This is a genomic window from Streptomyces sp. NPDC050315 (assembly GCF_040655775.1).
GTDB lineage: Bacteria > Actinomycetota > Actinomycetes > Streptomycetales > Streptomycetaceae > Streptomyces.
The window spans coordinates 717,996-738,450 of sequence record NZ_JBFAKN010000002.1 but is presented as its reverse complement, the minus strand read 5'-3'; the positions used below and the strand labels follow the sequence as shown (position 1 = coordinate 738,450).

General features: G+C 72.6%; 18 protein-coding genes. 7 read left to right on the top strand and 11 right to left on the bottom strand.

Translation table 11 applies throughout. From position 1 onward, the window contains the following. Window positions 1-108 precede the first annotated feature (108 nt). From AB0I82_RS10320 to AB0I82_RS10275, 10 genes are all read right to left on the bottom strand, one after another. The gene (locus AB0I82_RS10320; RefSeq protein WP_363256713.1) at window positions 109-1,050 is read right to left on the bottom strand and encodes a TauD/TfdA family dioxygenase; all 942 of its coding nucleotides are present in this window, start codon (window positions 1,048-1,050) and stop codon (window positions 109-111) included. Window positions 1,051-1,321: 271 nt separating this feature from the next. Next, window positions 1,322-2,158, bottom strand: a complete 837-nt coding sequence (locus tag AB0I82_RS10315) for a carbohydrate ABC transporter permease (RefSeq protein WP_363256712.1) — start codon at window positions 2,156-2,158, stop codon at window positions 1,322-1,324. 5 nt (window positions 2,159-2,163) lie between these two features. Beyond that, window positions 2,164-3,078, bottom strand: a complete 915-nt coding sequence (locus tag AB0I82_RS10310; RefSeq protein ID WP_363256711.1) for a sugar ABC transporter permease — start codon at window positions 3,076-3,078, stop codon at window positions 2,164-2,166. Beyond that, window positions 3,075-4,343, bottom strand: coding sequence for a sugar ABC transporter substrate-binding protein (locus AB0I82_RS10305; RefSeq protein WP_363256926.1), 1,269 nt, complete (start codon window positions 4,341-4,343; stop codon window positions 3,075-3,077). The genes AB0I82_RS10310 and AB0I82_RS10305 overlap by 4 nt, the downstream gene beginning before the upstream one ends. 152 nt (window positions 4,344-4,495) lie before the next feature. After that, a complete protein-coding gene (gene pcaD, locus AB0I82_RS10300) occupies window positions 4,496-5,671 on the bottom strand; it encodes a 3-oxoadipate enol-lactonase (RefSeq protein WP_363256710.1) in 1,176 nt (391 codons plus the stop codon). Between the two features lie 127 nt (window positions 5,672-5,798). Then, window positions 5,799-7,229 (bottom strand): 3-carboxy-cis,cis-muconate cycloisomerase, encoded by a 1,431-nt coding sequence (gene pcaB, locus AB0I82_RS10295; RefSeq protein WP_363256708.1) that lies wholly within the window; start codon window positions 7,227-7,229, stop codon window positions 5,799-5,801. Next, window positions 7,216-7,806 (bottom strand): protocatechuate 3,4-dioxygenase subunit alpha, encoded by a 591-nt coding sequence (gene pcaG / locus AB0I82_RS10290; RefSeq protein WP_363256707.1) that lies wholly within the window; start codon window positions 7,804-7,806, stop codon window positions 7,216-7,218. Before pcaG ends, pcaB begins: the two co-directional genes overlap by 14 nt. Then, on the bottom strand, window positions 7,806-8,573 hold the full coding sequence (pcaH, locus tag AB0I82_RS10285; RefSeq protein ID WP_363256706.1) for a protocatechuate 3,4-dioxygenase subunit beta: 768 nt from the start codon (window positions 8,571-8,573) through the stop codon (window positions 7,806-7,808). Before pcaH ends, pcaG begins: the two co-directional genes overlap by 1 nt. 14 nt (window positions 8,574-8,587) lie before the next feature. Continuing rightward, on the bottom strand, window positions 8,588-9,361 hold the full coding sequence (locus AB0I82_RS10280) for a CoA-transferase subunit beta (protein ID WP_363256705.1): 774 nt from the start codon (window positions 9,359-9,361) through the stop codon (window positions 8,588-8,590). Next, window positions 9,361-10,188: a CoA-transferase gene (locus tag AB0I82_RS10275; RefSeq protein ID WP_363256704.1), complete on the bottom strand. Its 828-nt coding sequence runs from the start codon at window positions 10,186-10,188 to the stop codon at window positions 9,361-9,363. Before AB0I82_RS10275 ends, AB0I82_RS10280 begins: the two co-directional genes overlap by 1 nt. 143 nt (window positions 10,189-10,331) lie before the next feature. Here AB0I82_RS10275 and AB0I82_RS10270 point away from each other — a divergent pair, with 143 nt between their 5' ends. Next, the gene (locus AB0I82_RS10270; protein WP_363256703.1) at window positions 10,332-10,769 is read left to right on the top strand and encodes a MarR family transcriptional regulator; all 438 of its coding nucleotides are present in this window, start codon (window positions 10,332-10,334) and stop codon (window positions 10,767-10,769) included. A 113-nt stretch (window positions 10,770-10,882) separates the two neighbouring features. Here AB0I82_RS10270 and AB0I82_RS10265 read toward each other — a convergent pair whose 3' ends face one another. Further along, entirely contained in the window at window positions 10,883-11,635 is a 753-nt protein-coding gene (locus AB0I82_RS10265) for an IclR family transcriptional regulator (protein WP_363256702.1), read from the bottom strand. A gap of 460 nt (window positions 11,636-12,095) precedes the next feature. Between AB0I82_RS10265 and AB0I82_RS10260 the strand changes: the two genes are divergently transcribed. The 6 genes from AB0I82_RS10260 to AB0I82_RS10235 all read left to right on the top strand — a co-directional run bounded on the left by AB0I82_RS10260 (window position 12,096) and on the right by AB0I82_RS10235 (window position 20,337). After that, window positions 12,096-13,472: a condensation domain-containing protein gene (locus AB0I82_RS10260; RefSeq protein ID WP_363256701.1), complete on the top strand. Its 1,377-nt coding sequence runs from the start codon at window positions 12,096-12,098 to the stop codon at window positions 13,470-13,472. A gap of 74 nt (window positions 13,473-13,546) precedes the next feature. Further along, window positions 13,547-13,876, top strand: a complete 330-nt coding sequence (locus tag AB0I82_RS10255) for a hypothetical protein (RefSeq protein ID WP_363256700.1) — start codon at window positions 13,547-13,549, stop codon at window positions 13,874-13,876. A gap of 167 nt (window positions 13,877-14,043) precedes the next feature. Continuing rightward, window positions 14,044-15,201, top strand: coding sequence for an acyl-CoA dehydrogenase family protein (locus AB0I82_RS10250; protein ID WP_363256699.1), 1,158 nt, complete (start codon window positions 14,044-14,046; stop codon window positions 15,199-15,201). After that, window positions 15,201-16,865, top strand: a complete 1,665-nt coding sequence (locus tag AB0I82_RS10245; RefSeq protein WP_363256698.1) for a 5-guanidino-2-oxopentanoate decarboxylase — start codon at window positions 15,201-15,203, stop codon at window positions 16,863-16,865. Before AB0I82_RS10250 ends, AB0I82_RS10245 begins: the two co-directional genes overlap by 1 nt. Continuing rightward, a complete protein-coding gene (locus AB0I82_RS10240) occupies window positions 16,862-18,049 on the top strand; it encodes a Glu/Leu/Phe/Val dehydrogenase dimerization domain-containing protein (protein ID WP_363256697.1) in 1,188 nt (395 codons plus the stop codon). Before AB0I82_RS10245 ends, AB0I82_RS10240 begins: the two co-directional genes overlap by 4 nt. Next, window positions 18,049-20,337, top strand: coding sequence for an acetate--CoA ligase family protein (locus AB0I82_RS10235; protein WP_363256696.1), 2,289 nt, complete (start codon window positions 18,049-18,051; stop codon window positions 20,335-20,337). The genes AB0I82_RS10240 and AB0I82_RS10235 overlap by 1 nt, the downstream gene beginning before the upstream one ends. Window positions 20,338-20,455 lie beyond the last annotated feature (118 nt).

Genomic DNA, 20,455 nt, shown 5'->3' with positions numbered 1-20,455 from the left:
GTCGTGAGAGCCCCGGCCGCCGGGCGGCGGCCGGGGAGACGCGAAGTGCACCGTAGAAGGGCCGAGTTGACGTGGCCCCAACAAGCGGTGACGGGAGGCCGGACAGTCCTACTGCGGCCGGTCGCCCGCGATGGCGACCCGCTCGGCCACCCGGGGGTGCGGCGCGTAGTCGTACACCGCGTAGTGCTGGGTCGCCCGGTTGTCCCAGAACGCGATGTCGCCCGGCTGCCAGCGGAACCGCACCTGGTACTCCGGCACATGGGCCTGCTGGAACAGCAGCCGCAGCATCCGGTCGCTCTCCTCCCGGTCCCAGCCCACGATGCGGGTGGTGAAGGAGGTGTTCACGAAGAGCATCTTCCGGCCGGTCTCCGGGTGGCGCCGCACCACGGGGTGCTCGACCGGCGGGAACTGCTCCTGGAGCGGGGCGAGCCGCTCGGCCGGGTAGAAACGCATGAAGCCGGGGATGAAGTCGTGCACGGCCCTGGCGCCGTCGATCCGGTCCTTCACCTCCTGCGGCAGGTTGTCGTACGCGGCCGCCATGTCGGCCCACATCGTGTCCCCGCCGAACGGCGGCACCTCGCGCAGCTGGAGCACCGCGCCCATCGCCGGCCGCTCCCGGAAGGTCACGTCCGTGTGCCAGACGTTCTCGAAGGTGGGGGCTGTGGGGTCCTTCTTGTCGAAGCGCACCACCTCCTCGCTGTCCCCGCGCGCCAGCAGCGGGTTGGTCTCCAGCTCGCCCCAGTTGCGGGCGAACGCGGCCTGCGCGCCGGAGGGCAGGTGCGCACCGCGGAAGAACAGCACCTTCCACTCCAGCAGCGCGCGGTTCAGCTCGGCGCGCAGCGCGTCGCCCAGCGGCCGGGACAGGTCCAGGCCGCGGATCTCGGCGCCGATGGTGCGGCCCTGCGGCACGACCTCGAAACGCTCGTACGGCCGGTCCTCCCAGCCGTCGGGCAGCCGGTTCAGGACGCGTACGCCTTCGTAGAGGCCGTCGGCGGGGATGCGGTGGTCGCGCAGGGCAGGGGCGGTGGGGGTGTCGGCGAGAGCCGTCATCTGATCCTCCTGGGGAAACCAAGGGCTGCGAAGCGCCGCGAAATGCGGCGAAACGCGCGCAAGCACGGGAAAAGGGTGCAAAGGGGGGAGGGAGACAGCGCCGGGAGCGGAAGGGCTCAGCGGCGCGTGGAACAGGCAACCGGGGGCGAACCCACCCGGCCGCGGCGGCTCAGGAAGCTGAGACCGCGGGGCGCGCACTCACCGCGGGGGCCGCAGAACTGCGGCTCCTGCTCACGGGAGGTCGGTCGCGCCATCATGTGGGCACCGTACATCAATCGTCGATTCCTGTCCGCTCCACCCCCGCGACGATGTACCGCTGCAGCAGGAAGAACACCAGGATCAGCGGCAGGATCGAGACCGCGGCCGCCAGGAACAGCTCGTGCAGATTGACGTTCTGCGCGGTGGTGAACGTCGACAGCGCCACCTGCACCGTCCATGCTTCCCGGTCCTGGCCGATCACCAGCGGCCACAGGAAGGCGTTCCACGCCCCGATGAAGACGATCGTGCCGACCGCGGCGAACACCGGCCGGGAGTTCGGCACGACCACCCGCCAGTACGTCCGCCAGTACCCCAGCCCGTCCACCCGCGCCGCGTCCTCCAGCTCGCGCGGGAAGCCGAGGAAGTACTGCCGGAAGATGAAGCACGCGAAAGCGGAGAAAAGGGTCGGGATGATCAGCCCGCGCAGCGTCGAGATCCAGCCGAGCGAGGAAACCAGGACGAAGCTGGGCACGAAGGTCACTGCGGCCGGGACCATCAGCGTGCCGAGGATCGCGTAGAACACCGCGTTCGCGTGCCGGTAGGGGATACGGGCCAGCCCGTACCCGGCCAGCGAGGCCAGCAGCAGCGTGCCCAGCGTCGTGGCCACCGCGATCACCGTGGAGTTCAGCAGCGCCCGCGCCATCGGCAGATTCGGGTCCGCGAACAGCTCGGCGATGTTGCCCCACTGCAGCGAGCGCGGGAAGAACGTCCAGTCCGGCGCGGTGATGTCCGCCTCGGTCGCCAGCCCGTTGCGCAGCAGCAGGTAGAACGGGATCAGGAAGAGGAGGGCCAGGGCGATCAGCAGGGTCAGGCGCACCGCCCGCCCGGCCCGTACCAGCGCGTTCTCCACGAGGCTCAGTCCTCCTTGCGGCCCAGCCCGAACCAGCGGGCCTGGACGATGGTCGCCACCGCGATGATCAGCGCGAGGATCACCGCGCCCGCGCTGCCGAGCCCGAGGTTCTGCTCGCTGCCGAGCGCGATGTAGTACAGGTAGACCAGCGGCGGCCGGGCGTACGGCGGATAACCGCGGGCGTCGGAGAGCAGGTTGTAGAACTCGTCGAACGCCTGGAAGGCGTTGATGACCAGGAGCAGGACGACGGCCACCGACGTCGCCCGCAGCTGCGGGAAGGTGATGTGCCGGAAGGTCTGCCAGCCGGGCTTCGCGCCGTCCACCGCGGCGGCCTCGTACAGCCGCGGGGAGATCCGCTGCAGCCCCGCCAGGAAGAGGATCATGTAGAACCCGGCCTGCAGCCACAGCCGTACGGTGACGATCACCAGCCAGTACCAGGGCGGATCCGTCGTCGACAGCCACGCCGTCTGGTCCGCGCCGAACCACCCCAGCACGGTGTTGGCCAGCCCGAACCGCACCCCGTTGAAGATCGACAGCTTCCACACCAGCGAGGCGACGACATAGCTGCACGCGGTCGGCAGGAAGAAGACCGACCGGAAGAACGCCTGCGCGAACCGCACCCGGTTCACCATCAGCGCCAGCCCGAGCGACAGCACATACGTCGCCGGCACGATGAACGCCGAGAACAGCAGGAACGTCCCCAGGCTGCTGAGAAACGCCCCGTCGCCCAGCATCGAGGCGTAATTGTCCAGCCCGACGAACTTCGTCGGCGTCACCGTGTTGTGCGCGTCGAAGAAGCTGAGCCAGACGCTCCACAGCAGCGGTACGTACGTGAACAGGGCCAGCCCGACCGCGAACGGACCGACGAACACCCAGAACCACAGGTTGCGGTTCTGGGGTCCCAGGAGCGTGCGGATCACTTCTTCTTGACCCGGTCCAGCTCGGCCCTGGTCTTCCGGACGACCGTCTTCAGCTCGGTCTCCGGGTTCGCGCCGTCCTTGATGATGCGGCTGAGCGCGTCCTGGTAGGCGGTCTTCGAGGCGGTGGTCCACAGCAGCGGCTCGGCGTGGCCGAGGTCGGTGGCGTACGAGACGGCGTCGGCCGCGGCCCCCGACTGCAGCTCCTTCGCCTTCTCGGCGAGGGAGATCCGGGCCGGGATGTGGAAGCCGTACGAGAGTGCGAAGTCGCGCTGGTAGTCCGTGCGGTCGATCCACAGCCACTTCGCGAAGGCCGCCGCCTCCTTCTTGTGCTTGCTGCGCGCGCTGACCGCCGAGCCGTACGCGCCGACCGGCACCGCGTTCTTGCCGCCGGAGCCGTCCTTCGGGAAGGGCAGCACCCCGAAGTCGTCCCCCAGCGCCTTCTTCACCTCCGGCAGCGCCCACAGCCCCGACCACTGCATCGCGGTCAGGCCCTGGGTGAGCGCGTCCGGGTCGGACCAGTCGGTGGGCGCGCCGAGGAGGAGGGACTTGTCGGCGTACAGCTCGTGGATCTTCCCGAGCGTGCGGGCGGCGGCCGGGTCGTCGAAGCCGACCTTGCCGTCGTCGGTGACGATGGAGAGCCCGGCGGCGTACAGCGGGGTGCCGCCGAGCGCGCCCGCGCCGCCGTCGTTCCCCAGGAACAGCCCCTTGACCTTGTCCTTCTTGCCCTTGGCGGTCAACTCCCGGGCGGCGTCGACCAGTTCGTCGAGCGTGCGGGGCGGCTGCACCCCGGCGTCCGCCAGCATGCTCTTGCGGTAGTAGAGCAGCTGCATGTCGATGACCTGCGGGACGGCCCAGATCTTGTCCTGCCAGATCTTCGGCGCGAGGACGGCCCGGTTGAAGTCGTCCTGGACGGGCTCGACGGCGGAGGTCAGATCGACGACCTGGCCGCCGCGGATCTGGTCCAGCGTCGGCCCGTTGACCTCGAAGATGTCGGGGCCCGAGTCGGTCAGCAGGGCGGCGGCGGTCTGCCGGTCGTAGTCGCCGGGCCGCCACTGGACGGTGATCTGCGCCTTGTCGTACGCATCGGCGTACCGTTTCACCGCCTGCTCGGTGCCGGCCTCGCCGTACTGGTGGTACCACTGGCTCAGCGCCGGGCCCGAACCTCCGCCGCTGCGGCCGGTGTTGGAGCCACAGGCCGCCAGCGCGCCGGTGAGCGCGATCCCGCCGCCGGCCGCCAACAGCCGCCGTCTGCCGATGTCCGTCATGCCTGCCGTCCCCCAGCGCTCGTCGATGATCGACCGGTGCGGCGACCACTCTGCCGCACCGGTGTGATGCACGCATGGCAACAACGTGAAACGCGCAACAGATCATTCCGGACGGGGGCATCGCGGGGGCGTCGCATCCCCCGCCGCGCAGGTCACTCCAGCTCGGCCAGCACCTCCTGGGCGATGCCGAAGGCGGCGTTGGCGGACGGGACGCCGCAGTAGATGGCGCTCTGCATCACCACCTCGCCGATTTCCTCGGGGGTGAGGCCGTTGCGGATGGCGGCCCTTACGTGCATGGCCAGTTCGGCGTGGTGGCCGTGGGCGATCAGGGCGGTGAGGGTGATGCAGCTGCGGGTGCGGCGGTCGAGGGTGTCGCCGGTCCAGATCTCGCCCCAGGCGTAGCGGGTGATGAAGTCCTGGAAGCGGCTGGTGAAGGCGGTTTTCTTCGCCTCGGCGCGGTCTACATGGTCGTCGCCCAGGACGGCGCGGCGTACGGCCGTCCCGGCGGCGTGGCGGCCCGCGTCGTCGGTGGGTGCTTCGGTCGTGTCGGCCGTGGCGTCCGGCGCGTACGCGAAGTGGGCGGCGAGCGCGGCGGTCACCGGGCCGGGGCGGTCCACGCCCGCGAGGTGGTAGGCGTCCGCGACCTCGGTGAGGCTTGCGCCGGGGATGCCGTCGGCGATCTCGCGGGCGTGCGCGGGCGGCGTCGCCGGGTCCTCGCGGCCTGCGACGACCAGCGTGGGCACGGTGATCCCGGCGAGCCGGTCGCTGACGTCGTACGAGGCGAGCGCCTCGCAACAGGCCGCGTAACCGGCCGGGTCGGTGTCCAGCAGGTCCTTGATCAGCGCCTGGCCGCGGTGTGCCGCGGCGAATTCGGGCGCGAACCAGGTGCCGGGGCGGCTGGCCGCCATGGCCTCCGTACCGTCCTTGCGGACCAGCGCGGCCCGCTCCCGCCAGGTGTCCGAGCCGCCGAAGTGCGCCGAGGAGCACACCACGGCGAGCCGGGTCAGCCGCTCGGGGTGGTCGGCGGCGAGCGTCAGGCCGACCGCGCCGCCGATGGAGATTCCGGCGTACGCGAAGGTGTCCCAGCCCTGCGCGTCGGCCAGCCCCAGCACGAGCCGGGCCAGGTCGGCCATGGTGGCCTCGGCGGGCACCAGCCCGGCCGCCGAACCGCCGTGCCCGGGCAGGTCCCAGCGCAGCACGCGGTGTGTCCGGGTCAGCGCCGCGAGCTGCGGCTCCCAGACGTCGAGCGAGGTGCCGATGGACGGGCCGAGGATCAGCGGCGGGGCGTCCTGCGGTCCGTCGAGCCGGTGGTGGGGGAGCTCGGTCATGTGGGGGCCTCCTCGGGGGAGTTGCGAGTACGGGTACGGATGGGGAGCGGGTGCCCGGCGGGGCGGCTGTCAGGCGCGGGTCGCGGATGCCGGGTGGCGGCTCGGCCCGGGCGGCTGTGCCGCTGCGTCAGGCGGCCGGGCCTTTGAGGCCGTCGAGCGCCGTCGAGCGCGGGCCCGGTCGGCGCAGTGCCCGGTCGGTGAGGACGGCGGCGGAGCCGGTGTACGCGGCCGGGTCGGCCAGTGCGGTCAGCTCGTCCGGGGGCAGCGCACCGGCCACCTCCGGGTCGGCGCGCAGCACGTCGGCCAGCGTGCGGTCCTCCTCGACGGCGGTGCGGGAGGCGCGGGTCAGCGCGGCCTTGGCGGCCTGCCGCCCGAGTACCGGCGCGAGCGCGGCGGACAGCCGCTCGGCGGCCATCAGCCCCTTGGTCCGCATCAGATTCGCGCGCATCCGGTCGGGGAAGACGCGCAGGCCCTCCGCCAGCCCGGCGGCGTGCTCGGCGGCGCCGCCGGCCAGCCGCAGCAGTTCGCGCAGCGGCTGCCACTCCGCGTGCCAGGCGCCGGCCGGGCGCTCGTCCTCGGCGGCCAGGGAGCCCAGTACGGTCGCGGCCAGCCCGGGCGCCTGCCGGGCGGCCGCGGCGAGCAGCGTGGCGCGTACCGGGTTGGCCTTGTGCGGCATCGCGGAGGAGCCGCCGCCGCTGCCCTCGGCGACCTCGCCGCACTCGGTACGGGAGAGCACCAGCACATCCGCGGCGATCTTGCCGAGCGCGCCGACGGCGAAGGCGAGCGCGGCGGCGAGGTCGGCGACGGGAGTCCGGAGCGTGTGCCAGGGGAGCAGCGGCTCGTCGAGCCCGGCCTCCGCCGCGTACGCCTCGATCAGCCGCGGCCCGTCCTCGGGCGCGAAGCTCTCCGACAGCGCGCCGAACGCGGCCAGCGTCCCGGCCGCGCCGCCCAGCTGGGCCGGCAGCCGGACCGCGGCCAGCCGCTCGTACGCGTCCAGGACCAGCGCCCGCCAGCCCGCCGCCTTCAGCCCGAAGGTGGTCGGCACGGCGTGCTGGGTGAGGGTGCGGCCCGGCATGACCGTCTCGCGGTGCGCGTCCGCCAGCCCGTACAGCGCCGTGGCCGTACGGTCCAGGTCACCCAGTACGGACGCCACCGTCCGCCGCGCGACCAGCATCGCGGCGGTGTCCCAGATGTCCTGGCTGGTGGCGCCCCGGTGGACGTACGCGGCGGCGTCCGGCGCGCTGTCCTTGACCGCCGCGGTGAGGTCCGCGACCAGCGGAATCACCGGGTTGCCGCCGGAGCGGGCGCGCAGCGCCAGGTCACGGACGTCGAAGCGGTGCGCGCGGGCCGCCGCCGTCACGGCCTCGGCCGCGGCCGCCGGGGCCTCGCCGAGCGCGGCCTGCGCCCGGGTGAGCGCGGCCTCGGCGTCCAGCATGCCCTGGAGGAACGCGGTGTCGCCGGTCGCGGCCTCGGCCGCCGAGCCCGCCCGGACGGGGGCCAGCAGCCCCACGTCGGCGGGCCCGGCGGCCGCGGGTCCCTCGGGTTCAGTCGAAGGCAAGGAAGACCGTCTCCTTGTCGCCCTGGAGGTGGATGTCGAAGCGGTACGTGCGGTGCTTGTCCGCCTCGGCCCTGGCGAGAAGAGTCTCCCGCCGCGCGGGCTCCAGACCCGACAGCAGCGTGTCGCCCGCGGGCTCCTCCAGGTAGGCGCGGGTGAAGAGGTGGTGCAGCAGGCCGCGCGCGAAGACGCAGACGGAGAGGTACGGCGCGCCGCCGGGCGGCAGGGTGCGGACCGCGTAGTGCCCGTCGGCGTCGGTGGGCACCCGCCCGAAGCCGGTGAAGTCCACGCCGTTGCGGCCGAGATGGCCGCCGGTCACCGGGTCGCGGCGGAGCGAGCCCGGGGCCCCGGTGAGCGAACCGTCGGGCGCCGCCTGCCAGAACTCCAGCAGCGCGTCCGGGATCGGCTCGCCCGCGCCGTCGTACACATATCCGTGCACGGTGATCGTGTCCGGGTGCCCGGCGGGGGCGATCTCGCCGCCGTCGGGGAAGGGTAGCGCGTACCCGTAGAAGGGGCCGACCGTGTGCGAGGGGGTCGGGGGAAGCGTCCCGGCGGTCGTCATCAGGCTCTCCTCGGACATCAGCGGCCCTCCTCGATCCAGGTGGCGGACGGACCGTCCAGGACGATGTCCCAGCGGTAGCCCAGCGAGAACTCCGGCTGCGACAGGTCGTGGTCGTAGGCGGCGATCAGCCGCTGCCGGGCCGACTCGTCGGTCACCGAGCGCAGGATCGGGTCGTACGGGAACAGCGGGTCGTTCGGGAAGTACATCTGCGTCACCAGCCGCTGGGTGAACGCGTCACCGAACAGCGAGAAGTGGATGTGCGCCGGACGCCAGGCGTTGGTGTGATTGCGCCAGGGGTAGGCCCCGGGCTTGATGGTGGTGAAGGAGTAACTGCCGTCGTCGCCGGTCAGCACCCGCCCCACACCGGTGAAGTTGGGATCCAGCGGCGCGGGGTGGTCGTCGCGCTGGTGGGCGTATCGGCCCGAGGCGTTGGCCTGCCACACCTCGACGAGCTGGCCGCGCACGGGACGGCCGCGGCCGTCCAGCAGCCGCCCGGAGACGGTGATCCGCTCGCCGAGCGGCTCGCCCGTGTGCTGCTTGGTGAGGTCGTTGTCCAGCGCGGTGACGTCGGTGTGCCCGAACGCGGGCCCGGACAGTTCGACGGTCTCCGGGTCGCCGTGCACCGCGACCAGCGGCTGCTTGGGGTGGCGCAGCGCGCTGGAGCGGTACGGCGCGTAGTCGCGCGGCGGGTGGTGCGCGGCGGGCGCGCCGCCGGCCCGCGCCTTGTCGTACGCGTCCTGGAGCTCGGTGACTTCGCGGTCGATGTCGGCCTGTGTCAGTGCCATGGTGGTTGTCCTGCCTACTTCGCGGCCTTGAGCGACCGCAGTGCGGCCAGCTCCTCGGTGGTGGGCGGGGCGGTCGTACCGATGCCGCCTGCGACCCGCAGCTCCCAGCCGGTGGCTTCCCGTACCTGCTCGACGGTGACGCCGGGGTGCAGCTCGGTGAGGACCAGTTCGGCGGTCTCCGGGTCCGGGCGCAGTACGCCGAGGTCGGTGATGACGGCGGTGGGTCCGGCGCCGGGCATGCCGAGCGCGGCGCGGTCCTTGGGCCCGGAGCCGTGCCCGAGGGTGGTGACGAAGTCCAGTGCCCGCACGAAGTTACGGGTGGAGTGGCGCAGCACCATCAGGACCTTGCCGCAGTTGGAGGCGATCTCCGGGGCGCCGCCCGCGCCGGGCAGCCGGCCCTCGGGCTTGTCCGGGCCGCGGTTGACCACGGTGGTGTTGATGTTGGCGTACCGGTCGACCTGGGCGGCGCCGAGGAAGCCGACGTCGATCCGGCCGCCCTGCAGCCAGTAGTTGAACATCTCCGGTACCGGCACCACCGCGTCGGCGGTCTCGGCCAGTTCGCCGTCGCCGATGGACAGCGGGAGCGCGGTCGGCTTGGAGCCGATGGTGCCGGACTCGTAGATGAGGACCAGGTCCGGATTGACGGTGGCGCGGGCCAGGTTGGCGGCGGTGCTGGGCAGGCCGATGCCGACGAAGCAGGTCTTCGCGCCGGCCAGCGCGCGGGCCGCGTTGACCTCCATCAGCTCGTCGCGGGTGAACTCCGGCCGGTTGGCGGGGGATTCGGACATCAGGCGCTCGCTCCTTCGGCCGCGACGCTGCGTACGTTGGTGTCGATCCACTTCCCGAAGGCCTCGCGGTCCCGTGCGATGGGGTCCCAGGCCTGGTAGAAGGCGTTGTCGCGGACGGAGTAGCCGGTGGCGTACGAGGGGTGGGCGCCGCCGGGTACGACCGAAACGGCGTCGATCACCCAGGTCGGCAGGACGACGCCGCCGGGGCGCGGCTCCAGGGTGTCCACGACCTCCTCGACGGTGACCAGCACTCGGCTCGCGGCGAGCGCGGCCTCCTTCTGCACGCCGGTCAGGCCCCACATCTGCACATTGCCCGCGCGGTCGGCCTGCTGGGCGTGGATGACGGTGACGTCGGGGTTGAGCGCCGCGACGGCCGCCAGCTTCTCGCCGGTGAACGGGCAGGTCACGGTGGAGACGGTGTCCGTACGGCTGGGGATGTCGCTGCCGCGGTAGCCGCGCAGGACGGCGAAGGGGAGCTTGGACGCGCCCGCGACGTAACGGTTCGCCATGCCGGCGTGGCTGTGCTCGTCCAGCTCCAGGGGGCGCGGCCAGCCGTTCTCGACGGCGTCGCGGAAGCGGTGCAGCGAGCCGACGCCGGGGTTGCCGCCCCACGAGAAGATCAGCTTCTTCACCAGCCCCGCGCCGATCAGCTGGTCGTAGATGACGTCCGGCGTCATCCGGGCGAGGGTCAGGTCGGTGATGCCCTGGCGGATGATCTCGTGCGCCGCTGCGAACGGGATCAGGTGGGTGAAGCCCTCCATGGCGACGGTGTCCCCGTCGTGGATGAGGTCCGCCACGGCGTCGTGGAGGCTGCGAATCTCGGCCATCATCACTCCGCTAGTGGAAAATGCTCAGTGCACTGACTAATCCGTCAGTGGGCCGTAGACTTCCATCAAGGTTCCGATTCGTCAATGGTTCGCTTGAACCGTCAATGGTTCGCTTGATCAGTGGTTCGCTTACGGAGGGCTCGATGGCTGCGGTCGATCTGAACACCCATCCCGGGCATCTGGCCCGCCGCCTCCAGCAGGCGCACTCGCTGCTGTGGGGCGCGATGGTGTCCGAGGAGATCACCTCGCCGCAGTTCGCCGTGCTCAACGCGCTGGTCGAGAAGCCGGACATAGACCAGCGCACGCTGAGCGAGCACGTCCACCTGGACCGCTCGACCATCGCCGACGTGGTCGCCCGACTGGTGCGGCGCGGCCTGGTGGAGCGGGTGCGCGACCCGCACGACGGCCGTCGCAACGTACTGAAGCTCTCCGACGAGGGCGCCCGCCTGCACCGCAAGCTCGTCACTCGCACCGGGCGCATGAACCGGGTCTTCCTCGCCCCGCTGGACGAGGACGAGCAGGAGACGCTGCTGCGCCTGATCGGCCGGGTCGCGGACGCGGCGGAGGAGCTGCGGGGGTAGCGGACCGGTCCGTACGGCAGCCCCCGGGCCGTACGGCAGCCCCCGGTCCGTACGGCAGTCCCGACCCGGGCCGTACGGCAGTCCCGGCCCGGTCCGTGCAGCGGACCCGGCGCTCAGCCCGTGACGGGCAGGCCGCCGGCCACCGTGCGGGCCGCGGCCGTCAGGGAGGCGACGAAGAGCGGTACCCGCTCGGCGGTGAAGCGCGCCGACGGGCCGCCGAAGGACAGCGTGGCGACCACCTCGCCGCCGCGCGAGCGCACCGGCACGGCCACCGACGACAGCCCCTCCTCGTGCTCGCCGTGGCTGACCGCGTACCCGGCGCGCTCCGCCTCGGCCGCCCATTCGGTCAGTGTGCGGGCGTGCTTCGTGCCGTGCGGGGAGCGCCGCGCGACCCGCTCGACCAGCGCCGCCTCCGCGTCGATCAGCAGGACCTTCGACGGCCCGCCGGCCCACAGCGGCAGCTCGTCACCGACCCGTACGACGTGCCGCAGCGCCTGCGGGCCCTCCTCCTGCGCGATGCAGATCCGGTGCACATCACGCCGTACGTACAGGTGCACCGTCTCCCGGTGCTCGGCGGCCAGCTCGCGCAGCGCGCGCCGGGCGGTGGCCGGCAGCCGCCAGCCCTGGTCCGCCAGCCGGACCCAGCGCAGGAAGGTCGGGCCCGCCGTGTACCGGCCGTGTTCGTCCAGCCACAGCAGGCCGTTCATGCGGAGCGTCTGCAGCAGGCGGAGCGCGGTGGTCTTGGGCAGCCCGCTGCCCGCGACGATCTCCCGGAGGGTCAGTGCGGGACGGTCCTCGCCGAAGAGCCCCAGGATGTCGATGGCCCGCTGAACCGTCCGCATGCCGCCGCGCTCGCTCTCGCTCATGGCGCCCAGTATGGGTCCCGGTCCGCTGCGCGGACCAGGGCGCGTGCAATCCTCCGGTTACTCGCCGGCAACCTCTTGTAGATAGTCAGCACACGTTCTATCGTCGCCGCAGCCCGGACCGAGCGGTCCGTACAGCGGACCCGGGTCGCGAGTCCGCCGAGGAGATCGCGGCGGCCAAGGAGCAGGCGGCGGTGCTGGACACCAGCGTCTGGTCCGACCTGCGGGTCCTGCCGGCGGGCGGCGCGTGGTCCGACCGGATGCTGAACTCCGGCCGTTTCACTCGTACGTTTGCCCGCAAGGCACCGGTGACTCTCAGCTCGTCCGGGCCCGTTTCTGTCAGCAGTCCGGCTCGTTGGGCGTAGAAGCGCGTTTCCGGGCACGGCCGCCCCGGCCGCGCGAGCGACACGGCAACTGACAGGCGACGAAAAGAGCCCTAGTGCTTCAGGTACCCATCGAAGATGTGGAGATCGCCCCGGGACACGTCTTTGAGTGGTCGGTGGTGGAAACGAAAATGCACGGCTCCCCCGAACCCGCCCCACCGCGCGAGGCCACCACGTACAACCAGGCGAAACATTTCGCGGTGGCGCACGACGCGCACAGCACGAACGATTCCGTAGCCGCTTATGTGGCCGGGTCGTTCGAGATTTCCGGGCCACTGGACCAGGGCGCGCTGGAATCCGCGCTGCTCCATTTCGTGCGCCGGCACGAGGTGTTGCGCTGCACATTCCAGCAGCTCGCGGGGGATCTGTCCTGCGACGCGCTGGCGCCGGAGGACATCGAGCTCAAAACGGTGGACGTGGGGCCGGTCGGCTCCGCCGCCGGAATCCGCGCGTATCTGCACGAGTTCTTCCAGCGGGTCGACACGCTGTCCTGGCCGCTGATCAACATGGGCGCGGTGGTCCGCGACGACTCCACCACGGTGTACTTCGCGTGCGACCACCTGGTGACCGACGGGCTGTCGACGCCGATCGCGGTGCACGACATCGCCAGCGCCTATGCGGCGTACGCCCGCGGGGAGGAGCCCGACTTCTCCGAGGTCGGCAGCTATGTCGACTTCAGCCGCGAGCAGCGCAGCCGCAGCGGGGACATGGTCGTCGAGGATGCCCGGCTGGACCACTGGAAGGGGTTCATGGCGCGGGGCGGGAACTTCTTCCCGCCGTTCCCGCTCGACCTCGGTGTCGAGCCGGGCTGTCTGTATCCCACGGTCAACGAAACGGAAACGCTGCTGTCGGCGGACGGGGCGGCGGCGCTGGACGACCAGTGCAGGGCGGTCGACGGGCGGCTCTTCATGGGGCTGCTGGCCGCGGTCGGGGTATCGCTCCGGAAGGAAGGCGGGCCATCGGTCTACCGGGGCCTCATGCCGGTAAACGAACGCGGCCGGGGCGTCTACGCGAACACCATGGGCTGGTTCATCAATACGATGCCGATGGAATTCCCGGTGCCTGAGGGTGCGGAATTCGCGGATGTGATGGCCGGTGTACGGAGCGCCTTCGCCGAAATGCAGCGCCATGCGGATGTGCCGTTCGTACAGGCCTGGCGGCTGCTCGCGCCGCGCGAGTACACCGCGCTCCGTTACTGGCCGTATGCCGTGAACTTCTTCTCGTACCTGGATTTCCGCAAGGCGCCGGGCGCGGAGCAGCACGCCGCCCGCAACGCCAGAAAGCACCTGTGGGCCTCGCGCAGCAACGGCATCTGCTTCTGGTTCCACCGCAACGACACCGGCCTCCACATGAATTCCATTTACGTGGACACCCCTCAGGCCCGAGTCACGAAGTCGTCCCTCGGTGGGACGTTGGAGCAAACGCTGAAGAATATGGCGGACTCGGGAACGTTCTGAAGGGTGGCACCCCGTTGGTCCGCTCAGCGGACCAAGCGGCCCGTTCCGTGGTCCGCTCTCGCTAGTCTGGTCCCATGACCCTGACACCGGAACTCCCCGCCGCCACCGCCGGCGACTGGTGGGTCACCACCGACCAGTCGCTGGGCCTCGCCCAGCAGCACAGCGCCGCCGCGCGTACGGCTCCCGATCTGCTGGCCACCCTCGCCGAGATCGGCCGGGTGCGGGCCGCCGCCGATTCCGCGCTCGGCGCCGCCGTGCGCGCGCTGCTGTCCTCCGGGCACGACTGGGACGAGATCGCCGCCGCGCTCGGTCTGCCCGACGCGGCCACCGCCCGCCGGGACACCGCGGACGCCCTGTCGCACGCCGACCGCGCCCTGGACCAGCGCCTCGGCCACCACGGCTGAGAACCGGTACCTCGGCCGCCACGGCTGACACCACCCGCAGCACCGCTCTCCCACCCGAGCCCGCTGACCGACGATTCAGTCGGCGGGCTCATTGACATGCCCGGCTCCCGCTCCAAATACTGACTCACGATTCAGTAAGCGCGCCGTTGCCCGCAGAGGGAGAGCCCATGTCAGAGCTGCCCACCGAGCTGGTCCCGCTGAGTCCCGAGCAGCGGGACATCGTCGACCTCACCCGCGCGTTCGCCCGCGACGAGATCCGGCCGCGCGCCCGCGACGTGGACGAGGCCGACACCAGGACCCCCTGGGACCTGTGGCGCAAGGCCGCCGAGGTCGGCATCACCGGCTTCATGCTCCCCGCCGAGTACGGGGGCGGCGGCTTCACCGACGTCTTCACGCAGGCGCTCGTGCAGGAGGAGCTGTGCGCGGGCGATCTCGGCATCGGCAACCTCCTCTGCTCCAACGGCTTCTTCGCCGACCCCGTGCTGGAGCTCGGCACCAAGGAGCAGCAGCGGCTCTGGCTCACCCCGCTCACCGGCCCCGACACCCCCATGACCGCCCTGGCCACCACCGAGCCCGGCGCCGGCTCCGACGCCGCCTCGATCACCACCACCGCGACCCGCGCGCCCGGCGGTTACCGGCTGAACGGCCAGAAGGCGTGGATTTCGAATGCCGGCGAGGCGGAGCAGTACGTCGTCTTCGCCAAGACCGACCCTGGCCTGCGCGCCCGCGGCGTCACCGCGTTCCTGCTGCGCAAGGACACCGAGGGCGTCGAATTCGGCGCGCCCATGCGGAAGATGGGGCAGCGCGCGATCGTCTGCCGCGAGATCTTCTTCCGCGACGCGTTCGTACCGGAGGAGAACCGGCTCGGCGACGAGGGGCAGGGCTTCCACGGCCTCATGCGGACGTTCGACATCTCGCGTGCGATCCTCGGCGCGGCCGCGACCGGCATCGCGCGCGCCGCGTACGAGTACGCCCGCGACTACGCCACCACCCGGCAGCAGTTCGGCAAGCCGATCATCGAGCACCAGGCCGTCGCCTTCCGCCTCGCGGACATGCGGACTCGGGTCGAGCAGGCCCGGCTGATGACCTGGCGCGCGGCCAAGCGGCTGGACGCCGGGCTGGACGCGACCTCCGAGGCCGCGATGGCCAAGCTCACCGCCTCGGAGACCGCCGCGTACTGCACGTGGGCCGCGGTCCAGACGCTCGGCGGCTGGGGTTACTCGCGCGAGTACCCGGTCGAGCAGTGGATGCGCGACGCCAAGCTGGAGGAGATCGAGGAAGGCACCTCGGACATCATGCGGCTCGTCATCGCGCGGGGGATGTGATGACGGCGGACGGGACGACGAGGGACGCGGCCCCGGCCCCGGAGCCGGGGACGGTCATGACGGGCGGCCGGGCCCTCGTACGGGCGCTGGCCGCGCACGGCGTCACGCAGGCGTTCGGCATCCCCGGCACGCACAACCTGGAGATCTACCGCCACCTCGACGCGTACGGCATCGCGCACCTCAACCCCCGCCACGAGCAGGGCGCGGGCTACGCGGCCGACGCGTACGCGCGCGTCACCGGCCGCCCCGGCGTCGCGCTCACCACCACCGGCCCCGCGCTCCTCAACATCGCGGCCGCGGTCGGCCAGGCGTACTCCGACAGCGTCCCGCTGCTCGTCGTCTCGCCCGGGATGCCGCTGCGCCACCCGCGGCAGTCCACCGGGCTGCTGCACGAGATGCGCAGCCAGACGGACGCGCTGCGGGCGGTCGCGGCGGTCAGCCACCGGGTGTCGACGGTGGCGGAGATCGGCGCGGCGGTCGCCCGCGCGTTCACGCTCTTCCGTACGGGGCGGCCGCGCCCGGTGCACATCGAGGTGCCGCTCGATCTGCTGACGGAGGCTGCGGAGGCGGGGCCCGTACGGCTCGCGCCGCCCGCCTCGACGGCGGTCGCCGATCCGGCCATGGTGGCCGAAGCCGCGGAGACACTGCGTACGGCCCGCCGTCCCGCGCTCGTCCTCGGCGGCGGCGCACGGGCGGCAGCGCCCGAATGCCGGGCGCTGGCCGAGCAGTTGGGTGCCCTCGTGGTGACCACCGCCAACGGCAAGGGCATCGTCCCCGAGACCCACCCCCTCTCCCTGGGCGTCTCGCTGCACAGCCCTGCCGTGCAGCGCTGGCTGGCCGAGGACTGCGACGCGGTGCTCGCGGTCGGCACGGAGCTCGCCGAGTCGGACGTGTGGACCGCCGAGCCGCTCGCCCTGGGCGGCCCGCTGATCCGCGCGGACATCGATCCGGCGCAGATGTACGGGGTGCTCCCGGCCGACATCGCGCTGGTGGGGGAGGCGCGGGAGACGGTACGGGCGCTGCTCAAGGAGGCGGGGGCCGAGCGGGACACGGATGCGGTCCCGCGTACGGCCGCCGCCCTTCGTGCCGAGCGGGACGCGGAGACGGCCGAGCGGGACGCGCGCTGGCTGCCGTACCTCCGGGTGCTCCGCGAAGTACTGGAACCGGACGCCGTGCTCACCTCCGACAGCGCCCAGTGCTGCTACTACGGCGCCCTCCCACACCTCCCGCTCGGCCCCGAGGGCGGCTATCTGCACCCGACCGGATTCGGCACCCTCGGGTACGCGCTGCCCGCCGCCATCGGGGCCAAGACCGCGGCCCCCGGGCGGCAGGTCGTCGCGCTGAGCGGCGACGGCGGGCTGCAGTTCTCCGTACAGGAGCTGGCCACCGCCGTACAGACCCGACTGCCGCTCCCTGTCGTCGTGTTCGACAACGGGGGGTACGGCGAGATCCGCGACGAGATGGTCGCGCGTGGCGACCGGCCGGTCGCCGTCGATCTGCCGCCGAGCGGGGTACCGCCCGTCGACCTGGCCGCGCTGGCCCGTGCGTACGGCGGCCACGGCGTACGGGCGACCACCCCCGAGGCGCTCGCCGACGCCCTCCGCCGGGCGCTCGCCACCCCCGGCCCCACCGTCATCACCGTCCCCGAGGAGCCCGCCCGATGAGCCGTCCCGCTGCCCCCCTGACGTCCCTCACCTGGACCGATCACGAGACCGGTCACCAGGGTTACCTGGTCATCGACCGGCTCGTGCGCGGCGTCTCCAGCGGCGGCCTGCGGATGCGGGCCGGCTGCACGCTCGACGAGGTCACCGGGCTGGCCCGCGGCATGACCATGAAGGAGGCGCTGCACTACAACCCCGAGGGCCGCTACATCCCGCTCGGCGGCGCGAAGGGTGGCATCGACTGCGACCCGCGCGCGCCGGAGGCGTACGGCGTGCTCGTGCGCTATCTGCGCGCCATGCGCCCGTACATCGAGCACTTCTGGACGACCGGCGAGGACCTGGGGCTGACCCAGGACCTGGTCGACAAGGCGGCGGACGAGGCCGGGCTGGTCTCCTCCATCCAGGCGGTGTATCCGCTGCTCGACGACGAGACGGCCGCCCGGCAGCGGCTCGCCGACGCCTTCGCCATCGATGTGGACGGCATCGGGCTGGACGAACTGGTGGGCGGCTGCGGCGTCGCGGAGGCCGCGCTCGCCGCGCTGGACCGCGCGGGCGTGCCGTACGCGGGCACCCGGGTCGCCGTGCAGGGGCTGGGCACCATGGGCGGCGCGACGGCGCGCTTCCTGGCGCGCGCCGGGCTGCGGGTCGTCGCGGTCGCCGACATCAAGGGGACGATGGCCAACCCGGACGGGCTGGACGTCGAGGCGCTGCTCGCCGCGCGCGACCCGCACGGCACGGTGGACCGCGCGGCGCTGCGCCCCGCGGACCGCGAACTGCCGGGTGCGGCCTGGCTGTCGGCGGACGCGGAGGTACTCGTACCGGCGGCGGTCTCGTACGCGATCGACGCCGGGAACCAGGCGGACATCACCGCGCGTTGGGTGGTCGAGGCGGCGAACATGCCGGTACGGGAGGAGGCCGAGGCGCTGCTCACCGCCCGCGGGGTGACGGTTCTGCCCGATGTGGTGGTCAACTCCGGTACGAACGCCTGGTGGTGGTGGACGCTCTTCGGGGACATCGGCGCCGACGCGGACGAGGCGTTCGCGTACACGCGACGGTCGATGCGGGCCCTGATCGACCAGATGCTGGCGCGCGCCGAGACGGTCGGCTGCACGCCACGCGCCGCCGCGCACGGCATCGTGGCGGACCGGCTGCCGGTGATCGCGGAGCGGTTCGGGTGGTACCGGTGATGCGGCGAGCGCGTCCGGGCGCCGAGCCGGGGCGCGGTGCGGGTGCGGGCTGTCCGGAGCCCGGGCCGTCGGCCTCGCCCTTCGACCGGGACCGGCGCGAGTCCGAGGCGTGTGCCCTGGCCTCGCTCTTCGATCCGCGGTCCGTGGCCGTCGTCGGGGCCTCGGCCAATCCTGAGAAGTGGGGGTACTGGCTTGCGGCCGGGGCGCTTGCGGGGCGCGGGCGCCGTGCGGTGCATCTGGTCAACCGGCGCGGTGGCTCGCTGGATGGTGTGCCGTTCCTGCCGGACCTCGGCGCGCTGCCGGAGGCGCCGGAGCAGGTGGTGGTGGCAGTACCGCCGTCCCAGGTGCGGGCGGTGGTCGCCGAGGGTCTGGCGGCCGGTGCCCGCTGCTTCACGGTCATCACGTCGGGCGGTGCGGGTGCCGCCGAGGAACGTGCGCTGGCGGCCGAGGTCACCGCGCACGGGGCCCGCCTGCTCGGCCCGAACTGCATGGGTGTCGTCGACACCACCAGCGATCTCCGGCTGAGCTGGGGCGACTTCCCGGCCGGGCAGGTCGGCCTGGTCTCCCAGAGCGGTAACCTCGCGCTGGAGATCGGCCGCCTGCTGGCCCGCGCCGGGCAGGGCTTCTCCCGCTTCGTCTCGCTCGGCAACCAGCGGGACATCGATGCCACGGACGCGCTGTTGGCGCTGGTGCGCCATGAGCCGACGCGCGTCATCGCCGCGTATGTGGAGGACTTCCGCGACGGGCGGCGGCTGGCCCGAGCGCTGGCCGCGGCGCACGCGGCCGGGAAACCGGTCCTGCTGCTGACCGTGGGCCGCAGCGCCGCGTCCGGCCGCGCCGCGGCCTCTCACACGGGCGCGCTGGTCAGCGCCCGCGCGACGGTCGCCGCCGTCTCACGAGACGCCGGCGCGCTGCTGCTCGATACGGCGGGGGAGGTGGTGGACACGGCGGTGTGCGTGTTGGCTGCGCGTGGTGCGCGTGGTGCGCGTGGTGCGCGCGGTCGCGCCGAAGGGGCAGCCCCTGTCCCACCGTTGGCGACTGCTGCGCCGTCGTGGCCGCTCGCGCAGTTCCCCGCGCCCCTTACGGGGCGCTCCTCATCCACGCCCCCCAGCCACCCGCAAGCGCTGCGTATCGCCATCGTTGGCGACAGCGGCGGCCAGGGCGCCCTGGCCGCAGACGCATTCGCCGGCCGCGGCCTGGACGTGCCGCCCCTCTCTCCGGAGACCACTGCCGCCGTCGCCGCGGACCTACCCCCCGGTGCGGGTTGCGGCAATCCCGTCGACCTCGCAGGCGCAGGTGAGGCCGACCTCAACACGTACGCACGCCTGGCCCGCACCCTCCTCACCCGCGGCGAAGCCGATGCCGTAGTCCTCACCGGCTACTTCGGCGACTACGCGACCGACAACCCCGCGCAGGCCGCGCGCGAGACAGAGGTCGCGCGGGACCTCGCCGACGCCGCCGCGCACGCCGGCCGTCCCCTCCTCGTCCACACCATGGCCCGCGACACCCCCGCCCTCGCCGTCCTCCGCCGGCACGGCATCCCGGTCCACGAACGCATCGAGCAGGCGGCGACAGCCCTGTCCGGCCTCGCCCGCCTCCGTACGGCACGCCTCAGGCCGCCCCTGCCCACCCCGCCCCCGCCCCCGCACCGCGCGCCCGACGGCGGCTACGAGACCACCCGCGACCTGCTCTGCTCGTACGGACTGACGTTCCCCGCCGCCGAGTTCGTCCGCACCGCCGACGAGGCAGCGGCGGCCGCGCACCGCGTCGGCTTTCCGCTCGTCCTGAAGGCGATGGGCCTGGCCCACAAGACGGAGGCCGGGGGAGTGGCTCTCGGCCTCGCCGACGAGCCCGCGCTGCGCACCGCCTTCGCCCGGATGACCGCCGCGACAAAAGCACACCGTTACGCCGTCGAGGCCATGGCCACACCCCCGTACGCGGTCGAACTGATCGCCGGCGTACGGCGCGACCCCGCCTTCGGCCCGGTCCTCATGGCCGGCATCGGCGGCGTACGCGCCGAACTCCTCGCCGACACCGCACTCGCCCTGGCTCCCCTCACCCCCGACCACGCCCGCGACCTGCTGCTCTCCCTGCGCCACGCCCCCCTGCTCACCGGCTGGCGCGGCGCCCCCGCCGTCGACCTCGACGCCGCGTCGACCGCTCTCTGCGCCCTCGCCCGAGCCGCCGCCGAACACCCCGAACTCACCGACATCGAGGTCAACCCCCTTCTCGTCCACCCGGGCGGCGCCCTCGCCCTGGACGCCCACGCGGTCCTCGGGCCCCCGTGAGCGGGCACATGTAACGCGCGTATGGCACAGCTGCGAAGGTGTCATTGCAGTACCGGTCTGCGTCCCTCCGCGCATTGACCGGTTTTTGACCCGCGGATAGTTTCGTCGGCATGCGGAT